Below are 9,266 nucleotides of genomic sequence, written 5' to 3' on the forward strand. Positions count from 1 at the left end.
ATTGAATATCTGAAATCAAAAAATGTTTGCAAATTATAGAATTTCTTATCTTTGCAGAATATGGAATTCACAGCTTCGCAAATTGCAAGTTTTATAGACGGAAAAATAATAGGTGATGAGAATGCACTTATTACAGGGGTTTCTCCAATTGAAAATGGAGAAATAGGACATCTTTCTTTTATAGCACAGGATAGATTTTCTCATTTTTTAGATACCTCAAAATGCTCTGTAATCATCGTTTCAGAAAAACTTCTGAATAAAAATACTTATAACTCTACCTTAATTGTAGTAAAAGATGCCTATTTATCTTTTCAGGTTCTGATGAATTTATATCAGGAGATGAGAGGAAGAAAAGAAGGCATTGAAGATGGCTCATCCATCCATGATTCGGCTGTGATAGGTGATCAGGTTTATATAGGAGCATTTACATATGTTTCTGAAAAAGCCAGGATCGGTGATGGTTCACAGATTTATCCGCATGTATATATTGGTAAAGGAGTAAAAATTGGTAAAAACTGTAAAATAGACAGTGGTGCCAGAATTTACGATTACTGTATTATTGGGGACAACTGTGTTATTCATTCCAATACAGTAGTAGGAGGAGATGGTTTTGGGTTTCAGCCCACTGCTGAAGGATTCAAAAAGATCCCACAGCTTGGAAACGTTATTATTGAAGATGACGTTGAAATTGGTTCAAACTGTAGTATAGACAGAGCAACAATAGGCTCTACCATCATTGGAAAAGGTACGAAAATTGATAATCTGATTCAGATTGCCCATAACGTGAAAATAGGACAGAATAATGTAATTGCAGCACAAGCCGGAATTGCAGGTTCTACGATCATCGGAGACTGGAATCAAATTGGAGGTCAGGTAGGAATTGTCGGACATATCAAAATCGGAAACCAGGTGAAAATTCAGGCTCAGAGTGGCGTGAACTCCAGTGTTAATGATAGAGAAACTTTATATGGTTCACCAGCGATCAGCTATAATGACTATTTAAGAAGCTATGTTCATTTCAGAAATTTCCCTGAAATTGTCAACAGAATAAATAATCTTGAGAATAACTCAAAAGATAATACTAATGAGTGATATGCAAAAAACGCTTCAGGAAGAGGTAACACTTTCTGGAATAGGCCTTCATACTGGTAAAGAAGTAAAACTTACCATCAAACCCGCAAAAGAAAATACGGGATTTGTATTTGTAAGAACCGATTTAGAGGGTCATCCTCAGGTTGAAGCTGATGTTAATTATGTAGTAGCAACAGAGAGAGGTACAACATTAGAAAAGCTTGGCGTAAAAATTACTACCTGTGAGCACCTTTTGGCTGCTTTAGTGGGTTGTGATATAGACAATGCAGTGTTGGAAATGGATGCATCTGAGCCTCCTATCTTGGATGGGTCTTCAAAATATTTTGTGGAAGCTATCGAAAGTGTAGGGGTTGTAGATCAGAATATTGCCAGAGAATATCTGGTTGTAAAAGAAGTTCTTACCTACAGCGATCCGGCTACAGGTTCAGAAATTACCATTATTCCTTCAGATACTTACGAAGTAACTACAATGGTAGACTTTGGGACTAAAGTATTGGGAACTCAAAATGCTACCCTTAAAAATATTTCCGAATTTAAAGACGAAATCTCTTCAGCAAGAACTTTCAGTTTCTTACACGAATTGGAAATGCTTTTAGATCACGGATTGATCAAAGGAGGGGACATCTCTAATGCGATCGTTTACGTAGACAAGGATTTAACTCCGGAGACTACAGAAAAATTAAAAAAAGCCTTTGGTAAGGATAATGTATCCATCAGACCAAACGGTATTCTCGATAATCTTAACTTAAACTATCCTAACGAAGCTGCAAGACACAAATTACTGGATGTAATTGGTGATTTAGCTTTAGCAGGTGTGAAAATTAAAGGTAAGGTTATTGCTAACAAACCAGGACATTTTGTAAACACTCAGTTTGCAAAAAAACTAAATCGTCAGTGGAAATTGCAGAAAAAGAAAAACGTTCCGGATTTTGATTTAACAAAAGAACCGGTATTCGATATCAACGGAATCATGAAGCTTATGCCTCACAGACCTCCGTTCTTATTAATTGATAAAGTTCTAGAACTTTCAGACTCTCATGTAGTAGGATTGAAAAATGTAACAATGAATGAACCTTTCTTCGTTGGTCATTTTCCTAAAGAACCTGTAATGCCTGGAGTTCTTCAGGTAGAAGCTTTGGCTCAAACTGGAGGTATTCTGGTCTTGGCAAGTGTTCCTGATCCTGAAAACTATTCTACTTATTTTATCAAGATTGATAAAGTAAAATTCAAGAGAAAAGTAATTCCGGGAGATACGCTTATATTCAAAATTGAATTAATAGAGCCTATCAGAAGAGGTATTGTACACATGCAGGGGTACGGATATGTAGGAGACACAGTGGCAGTAGAAGCAGAGCTTATGGCTCAAGTTGCAAAAAATAAAGTTGATTAAATGATTCATCAGTTAGCAGCCGTAGATAAACGTGCGAAAATCAGCAAAAATGTAATTGTAGAACCATTTACTACAATTGCAGGGGACGTAGAAATCGGAGAAGGATCATGGATTGGTCCAAATGTTACCATCATGGATGGAGCAAGAATAGGGAAGGATTGTAAAATTTTTCCAGGCACTGTAATTTCTGCAATTCCTCAGGACTTAAAGTTCGACGGTGAAGATACACGAACCATTATTGGAGATAATACTACTTTAAGAGAATGTGTAACAATAAACAGAGGAACAAAAGCTTTAGGGTATACCAAAGTAGGAAGCAACTGCCTTATTATGGCGACTTCCCACGTTGCCCATGACTGCATTATAGGAGATAATGTAATTATTGCCAATGGTTGTGGTATTGCAGGGCATGTTGAAATCGGAGACTTTACCGTAATGGGAGGATTATCTGCAGTTCAACAGTTTGGTAAAATCGGAAAACATACGATGATTTCAGGAGGATCTTTGATTAGAAAAGATGTTCCGCCTTATGTAAAAGTAGCAAGAGATCCTATTTCCTATGCTGGTATCAACTCAGTAGGTCTTAGAAGAAGAGGTTTTTCCAATGAGAAGATCTTTGAAATTCAAAAGATTTACAGAGCTATTTTCCAAATGAAAATGAACGTTTCCCAAGCGTTGGCATATATCGAAAAAGAAATGCTTCCCACTGCTGAAAGAGATGAAATTCTTCAGTTTATCCAAAACTCTCCAAGAGGTATTGTAAAAGGATACGGAACAGGAAAAGACAGCAATTAAAAATTAAGTAAAAAAGATAAAATATATTAATGGCAACAAGTAACGATATTAGAAAAGGTCTTTGCATCGAATTTAGCAATGATATTTTTAAAGTGATTGAGTTTCTTCATGTAAAACCAGGAAAAGGACCTGCTTTCGTAAGAACAAAATTAAAATCTGTGACAAATGGAAAAGTATTGGATAATACATTCTCTGCAGGCCACAAAATTGAAGAGGTAAAAGTAATCACAAGAAAGTTCCAGTATCTTTATGATGATGAGAACGGATTCCACTTCATGAATAACGATGATTTTTCTCAGCTATATTTAAATAAAGAAATGATTGAAAACTCAAACTTGATGAAAGCAGGTGAAGAAGTAACAATCATTTTGAAAGAAGCTGATGAAACACCACTTTCTGCTGAACTTCCTCAATCTGTATACTTAGATGTTATTGAAGCTGATCCGGGTGTAAAAGGAAATACTGCAACCAATGCTCTTAAAAACGCAATCGTTGAGACAGGAGCAAGAGTAATGGTTCCTTTGTTTATTGAACCGGGAGACAAAATTAAAGTAAGCACTGAAGACGGTAGCTACTTGGAAAGAGTGAAATAATAAATAAAATTTACATAAATTCGGTTTGCATTAGCAGTCCGAATTTTGTTTTATAAGAAAATCTATTATTATGAGATTCCATTCTCCGCAAAAGCTTAAAACGATTGCAGATTTAATTGGCTCAAAATTTATTGGCCCTGAAGACTTCGAAGTTCTGGGGGCCAATGAAATTCACATGGTAAAACCGGGAGAAATTGTATTCGTTAATCATCCCAAATACTATGATAAGGCACTAAATTCTGCTGCAACTATTATCTTGATTGATAAAGAAGTAGAATGTCCCGAAGGAAAGGCTCTTCTGGTTTCTGATGACCCGTTCAGGGACTTTAATAAGATCAATACTCATTTTACAAGAATCTATAATTTCACAGAAGAAATTCATGATGTGGAAATTGGAGAAGGAACAAAAATTCACTCTTCAGCAGTCATTGGAAACAATGTGAAAATTGGAAAAAATACCTTAATTTTTCCGAATGTTGTGATCGGCGACAGATCCGTAATTGGTGATAACGTGATCATCCAGTCCAATACCGTATTGGGAGGTGATGCTTTCTATTACAGAAAACTAAATGGAAATTTTGACCGTTTAATTTCTGTAGGAAACGTGGTGATCGAAAATAACGTGGAAATAGGTAATGGCTGTACTATTGACAGAGGGGTTACAGATTCTACGATTATTGGTGAAGGTTCAGTGTTGGATAATCAGATTCAGATAGGACATGACACTGTGATTGGAAAAAAATGTCTGATCGCTTCTCAGGTTGGAATTGCCGGATGTTGTGTAATAGGAGATGAAGTGACTTTATGGGGACAGGTGGGTATTGCTTCCGGAAATAAAATTGAGAGCGGATCTGTACTTTTAGGGAAAACCGGAGTGAACAGAGACCTTGAAAAAGGAACCTACATCGGAATGTTTGCTGAAGATTTCAAAACATATCTGAAAAAAGAAGTAAAACTGAGAAATCTCAAATAAACAATTCCAAAGGTTTTATCCAAAATCAAAGAAATTTGAGTAAATTTGTGAGCATTAATAAAATAATAAATAAATTAAAACAACAATAAAATGTCAATTTTAGTAAACAAAGATTCTAAAGTAATTGTACAAGGATTTACAGGGAACGAAGGAACTTTCCACGCTGGTCAGATGATTGAATACGGAACAAATGTAGTAGGTGGTGTTACTCCAGGAAAAGGAGGAAGCGAGCACTTAGGAAAACCGGTATTCAACACAGTAGCTGATGCTGTTGAAAAAGCAGGAGCAAACGTAAGTATCATTTTCGTACCACCGGCATTTGCAGCAGACGCTATCATGGAAGCTGCTGAAGCAGGAATTAAAGTAATTGTATGTATTACTGAAGGTATTCCTGTAGCTGATATGGTAAAAGTAAAATCTTATATTGCTGACAGAGACTGCAGATTAATCGGACCAAACTGCCCTGGAATCATTACTTCTGAAGAAGCTAAAATTGGTATTATGCCAGGTTTCGTTTTCAAAAAAGGTAAAGTAGGTATCGTTTCAAAATCAGGTACCCTTACTTACGAAGCTGCTGATCAGGTAGTAAGAGCAGGTTACGGTATTTCTACGGCGATTGGTATCGGTGGTGACCCAATTATCGGAACTACTACAAGAGAAGCTCTTGAATTATTTATCAATGATCCTGAAACTGAAGCTGTTGTAATGATCGGTGAAATCGGTGGTGGACTTGAAGCAGAAGCTGCTAGATGGTACAAAGCTAGTGGATCTACTAAGCCGGTTGTAGGATTTATCGCTGGACAGACAGCTCCAAAAGGAAGAACAATGGGACACGCTGGTGCTATCGTAGGTGGTGCAGAAGATACAGCTCAGGCTAAGATGGAAATCATGAGAGAGAACGGTATCAATGTTGTTGATTCTCCTGCTGATATCGGTGCTACTGTAGCTAAAATTCTAGGATAATACAAAACCAAATAATATGAAAAAACTTTTATTGGCCTCAGCTTTAACCCTCTCAGCTTTATCCTTTGCACAAGTGCAGTGGAAAAATACAAGATTTGGGGTTACGGCAGGTTTAAACTATTCCAGAGTATCTAATGCCCACAATCCCTCCGGGCCAAGATATACTTTCCAGGGTGGAGCTTTGGCTTTAATTCCTGTAGGAAAGACAAACCAGTTTTATATCCAGCCTGAAGTTTTATACTATGGGGCGGGAGAAACCGGTAAAGACAGTGATGCTAAGAATATTGATGGTTATAACGCATTATATGCCAATAACTATCTGAGTGTGCCACTTTATTTCAAAGGGTATTTTTCAGAAGCAGAATCTGAATTCTTTGGATTATTAGGGCCTAGATTTAACTTTTTGCTGAGCCAAAATGTTAAAGATGTCCCTGCAAAAAGACCTTATTATGATCCAGATGTTACTGACCCTTCACAACCTGCGGGTGTAAATGGTAAAGCTAATAGCTTTAACTGGGGAATAGGACTGGGAGTAGGATATAGCTATAAAAGACAACTTGAAATAGCTTTAAAATATGACTTAGGTCTTTCAGATACTTATCCAAATCTTGTCAAAGAAAGAGGCGGATCTGATAAGAAAAAATCTGAACAGGTGATAGCTCTTACCTTAAGCTATATATTCAAATAAAACATTTTATTCAGAATATAAATAAGAAATCCCGGAAATACTTTTCCGGGATTTTTTTTGAATTAAATGCAGAAAATAAATCAAGTATAATATAATAGTTTGGCTGCTCACTTAGAAAGAATCAATTTCATTGATTCCGCCTTTGCCTCCTAAAATAATACATCAGAATCCTGGAACTTTGCATCAAATCTAAACTTCCCAATACAGATATAATAGCTTGTCACCCAAGCTGAATTTGGGCGAAACCCTTTTGCCAACAAAATTCTTTTGATGCTTAAAAATAAAAAGAGCAAATTCGCATACTTGCAAATTTGCTCTTTTAAGTTTTTATTTGTATCAGCTTCCTGTGTGAAGATTAACCTTTAATCCATTTCCAAAGCTCCTTCAGGGTAGCCTTATTACCATACATTAAAATTCCTACACGATAAATCTTTCCTGCAAGGAATATCATAAATACAGTTGTGACCAATAGCAATACAATAGATAAAGCAATCTGCCATGCGGGAACTCCGAAAGGTATCCTTGCAATCATGGCAACCGGTGAAGTAAAAGGGATGATAGATAACCAGAAGCCTAACGGACCGTCAGGATTGTTCATCAATGAGAAGCTGCCGTACATTCCTAAAGTTAGGGGTAAGATCGCAAATAAAGTGAACTGCTGGGTTTCTGTTTCATTATCCACCGCAGAACCAATAGCTGCATAAATTGAGCTGTAGAAAATATATCCTAAAAGGAAGAAAACAATGAATACAAAAATAATCAAAGGAAAATTCAGTTCCAGTAGGCTGTGGGAAATCTGAGTGGCAAGCTGTGTCATATCGAGCTTACTTGTAATTTGTTCACTTCCACCAGGAACAGCCTGTTGAAGAGGTGAAAACCCCGTATTTAAAACCAAGGCTCCGATAACAGACATGGTGATCCAGATCAGAAACTGAGTAAGAGCAACCATTGTTACCCCAAGGATTTTTCCCATCATCAGCTCAAAGGGCTTTACAGAAGAAATGATGATCTCCACAACACGGTTGTTCTTTTCTTCCAGAACACTTCGCATTACTCTTACTCCATAGATAATGATGAACATGAAGGTGACGTACATCAAAACCATACTAAGGCCTGATTTAACACCAAAGGTAAGGTCAGAATCTTCCTTGTTATTATCAGCAACATTAATGGTCTTTAAGCTGAAACTTTTATCAAGGTCATTAAGTTGGGTTTCCTGAATTCCAAGTTGCTTGATTTTTTCCTTTTTAACTACATTAGCAATATCGGAAACAATTTTCTGCTTCGTATCAAAACCCATTTTACTGTTGATAACCAGTCTTGTGCCTGTTTCAAGCTCTTCATAGTTCTGCTCTTTTAATTCAGGTAAAATAAGGATTCCATCCAGAGATTCATTTCCCTTTAAGTTATTGATCTTAGACTTTTCATCCGCAGCAGAAACGAATACATAGTTCAGTTTATCATTAGACTTCAGCTGATTGATGAATAAACCGCTTTTGTCAACAACTTCAATAACACTGTGGGATTCATTGGCTTTAAACATCAATCCGATTACTGCTCCAAAAGCAATGATCATAACAGGTGCCAATAAGGTCAATATGATAAAGGATTTTTTCTTAACCTGCGTAAGAAACTCTCTTTTTGTAATTAAAAAAATATTATTCATAAAATTAAGAATGGTTACTTACAGCATTAATAAACACTTCATTCATACTAGGTATTCTCTCGTCAAAAGATCTTACTTTTCCTACATGCACAAGATCAAGAAGGATATTGTTTTGCTCACTTTCGTTTTTCAGATCAAAAGAAACCAGGCTGTTTTCATTAGAAAAATTGAAGATCTCATATTTATTTCTAAAGCTTTCCAATTGTTCATTGTTGACTTCAGAAAGCGTAATTCCGAAAATATTTTTCTTGAATTTTTCTCTTACGTCAAAAACTCTTCCGTCAATAATCTTCTTGGAATTATTAATTAATGCTACATAGTCACACATTTCCTCCACACTTTCCATTCTGTGAGTAGAAAGAATGATAGTGGTTCCATTATTTTTAAGATCAATGATCTGGTCTTTGATTAAGTTGGCATTTACAGGATCGAAGCCTGAGAAAGGCTCATCAAGGATTAAAAGATGGGGCCTGTGAAGTACCGTTACCACAAACTGAATCTTTTGTGCCATTCCTTTAGACAGTTCAGAAAGCTTTTTCTTCCACCATTGATCGATGTTCAGCTTTTCAAACCATTTTTTAGCTTCATTCAGGGCATCATTTTTACTCATCCCTTTCAGTTCTCCGAAATAGAGGATCTGATCGCCCACGCTCATGTTTTTGTAAAGCCCTCTTTCTTCAGGCATATAACCAATATCTTTGATGTGACTTGGGTTCAGTTTTTCTCCGTTGATTAAGATCTCTCCGGAGTCGGCTTGGGTAATTTGGTTAATGATACGGATGAATGAAGTTTTTCCGGCGCCATTGGGACCTAAAAGTCCATAAATACTGCCTTTGGGAACATGGATGCTGAAATCATCCAGTGCGACCTTTTTTCCGGCATTATAGGTCTTTTTAATATGTTCAGCTCTTAGCATTAAGTTGTTTTTTACAATTAGTATAAAAAAGTCTTTAAAGTTACGGAAATATTAAAAGAGATTGTTATAAAAGAAAAAATCCTGATGATTATAGACTGCACCCAAAAGTTTAGACAAAATTAAATAATATTATTATATGAAAGAGTTCGGTACTGTACTGGACTCTTTCCTTTTAGATTAAGCCTTATCC

Annotated in this window: 9 protein-coding genes; 7 read left to right on the top strand and 2 right to left on the bottom strand. The window is 36.3% G+C overall.

Annotated elements, in window-relative coordinates:
- Nucleotides 1-60: 60 nt before the first annotated feature.
- The 7 genes from lpxD (at nt 61) to DRF65_RS07925 (ending at nt 6,494) form a co-directional block, all read left to right on the top strand.
- A complete protein-coding gene (gene lpxD / locus DRF65_RS07895; protein ID WP_115970214.1) occupies nt 61-1,092 on the top strand; it encodes a UDP-3-O-(3-hydroxymyristoyl)glucosamine N-acyltransferase in 1,032 nt (343 codons plus the stop codon).
- On the top strand, nt 1,085-2,482 hold the full coding sequence (locus DRF65_RS07900) for a bifunctional UDP-3-O-[3-hydroxymyristoyl] N-acetylglucosamine deacetylase/3-hydroxyacyl-ACP dehydratase (protein WP_115970215.1): 1,398 nt from the start codon (nt 1,085-1,087) through the stop codon (nt 2,480-2,482). The genes lpxD and DRF65_RS07900 overlap by 8 nt, the downstream gene beginning before the upstream one ends.
- Nucleotides 2,483-3,277, top strand: a complete 795-nt coding sequence (gene lpxA / locus DRF65_RS07905; RefSeq protein ID WP_115970216.1) for an acyl-ACP--UDP-N-acetylglucosamine O-acyltransferase — start codon at nt 2,483-2,485, stop codon at nt 3,275-3,277.
- A 29-nt stretch (nt 3,278-3,306) separates the two neighbouring features.
- Complete coding sequence (gene efp, locus DRF65_RS07910; RefSeq protein ID WP_115970217.1) at nt 3,307-3,870, top strand: elongation factor P; 564 nt, start codon at nt 3,307-3,309, stop codon at nt 3,868-3,870.
- A gap of 70 nt (nt 3,871-3,940) precedes the next feature.
- Complete coding sequence (locus DRF65_RS07915; protein ID WP_115970218.1) at nt 3,941-4,843, top strand: UDP-3-O-(3-hydroxymyristoyl)glucosamine N-acyltransferase; 903 nt, start codon at nt 3,941-3,943, stop codon at nt 4,841-4,843.
- Nucleotides 4,844-4,933: 90 nt separating this feature from the next.
- Nucleotides 4,934-5,806: a succinate--CoA ligase subunit alpha gene (gene sucD, locus DRF65_RS07920; RefSeq protein ID WP_002977143.1), complete on the top strand. Its 873-nt coding sequence runs from the start codon at nt 4,934-4,936 to the stop codon at nt 5,804-5,806.
- A 16-nt stretch (nt 5,807-5,822) separates the two neighbouring features.
- On the top strand, nt 5,823-6,494 hold the full coding sequence (locus DRF65_RS07925; RefSeq protein ID WP_115970219.1) for a porin family protein: 672 nt from the start codon (nt 5,823-5,825) through the stop codon (nt 6,492-6,494).
- 355 nt (nt 6,495-6,849) lie between these two features.
- Here DRF65_RS07925 and DRF65_RS07930 read toward each other — a convergent pair whose 3' ends face one another.
- Both DRF65_RS07930 and DRF65_RS07935 read right to left on the bottom strand, forming a co-directional pair.
- Nucleotides 6,850-8,160 carry an ABC transporter permease gene (locus tag DRF65_RS07930; protein ID WP_115970220.1) on the bottom strand — a complete coding sequence of 437 codons (1,311 nt, stop codon included), beginning with the start codon at nt 8,158-8,160 and terminating at the stop codon, nt 6,850-6,852.
- Between the two features lie 4 nt (nt 8,161-8,164).
- Complete coding sequence (locus DRF65_RS07935) at nt 8,165-9,076, bottom strand: ABC transporter ATP-binding protein (protein ID WP_115970221.1); 912 nt, start codon at nt 9,074-9,076, stop codon at nt 8,165-8,167.
- Nucleotides 9,077-9,266 lie beyond the last annotated feature (190 nt).

The organism is Chryseobacterium pennae, assembly GCF_003385515.1.
In the GTDB taxonomy this organism is placed as follows: Bacteria; Bacteroidota; Bacteroidia; order Flavobacteriales; family Weeksellaceae; genus Chryseobacterium; species Chryseobacterium pennae.

Bases quoted from the DNA above. Each gene is read 5' to 3' on its own strand.
- DRF65_RS07935 (WP_115970221.1), bottom strand. From the start codon at position 9,076: ATGCTAAGAGCTGAACATATTAAAAAGACCTATAATGCCGGAAAAAAG.
- sucD (WP_002977143.1), top strand. From the start codon at position 4,934: ATGTCAATTTTAGTAAACAAAGATTCTAAAGTAATTGTACAAGGATTT.
- lpxA (WP_115970216.1), top strand. From the start codon at position 2,483: ATGATTCATCAGTTAGCAGCCGTAGATAAACGTGCGAAAATCAGCAAA.
- DRF65_RS07900 (WP_115970215.1), top strand. From the start codon at position 1,085: ATGAGTGATATGCAAAAAACGCTTCAGGAAGAGGTAACACTTTCTGGA.
- efp (WP_115970217.1), top strand. From the start codon at position 3,307: ATGGCAACAAGTAACGATATTAGAAAAGGTCTTTGCATCGAATTTAGC.
- DRF65_RS07930 (WP_115970220.1), bottom strand. From the start codon at position 8,160: ATGAATAATATTTTTTTAATTACAAAAAGAGAGTTTCTTACGCAGGTT.
- DRF65_RS07915 (WP_115970218.1), top strand. From the start codon at position 3,941: ATGAGATTCCATTCTCCGCAAAAGCTTAAAACGATTGCAGATTTAATT.
- lpxD (WP_115970214.1), top strand. From the start codon at position 61: ATGGAATTCACAGCTTCGCAAATTGCAAGTTTTATAGACGGAAAAATA.
- DRF65_RS07925 (WP_115970219.1), top strand. From the start codon at position 5,823: ATGAAAAAACTTTTATTGGCCTCAGCTTTAACCCTCTCAGCTTTATCC.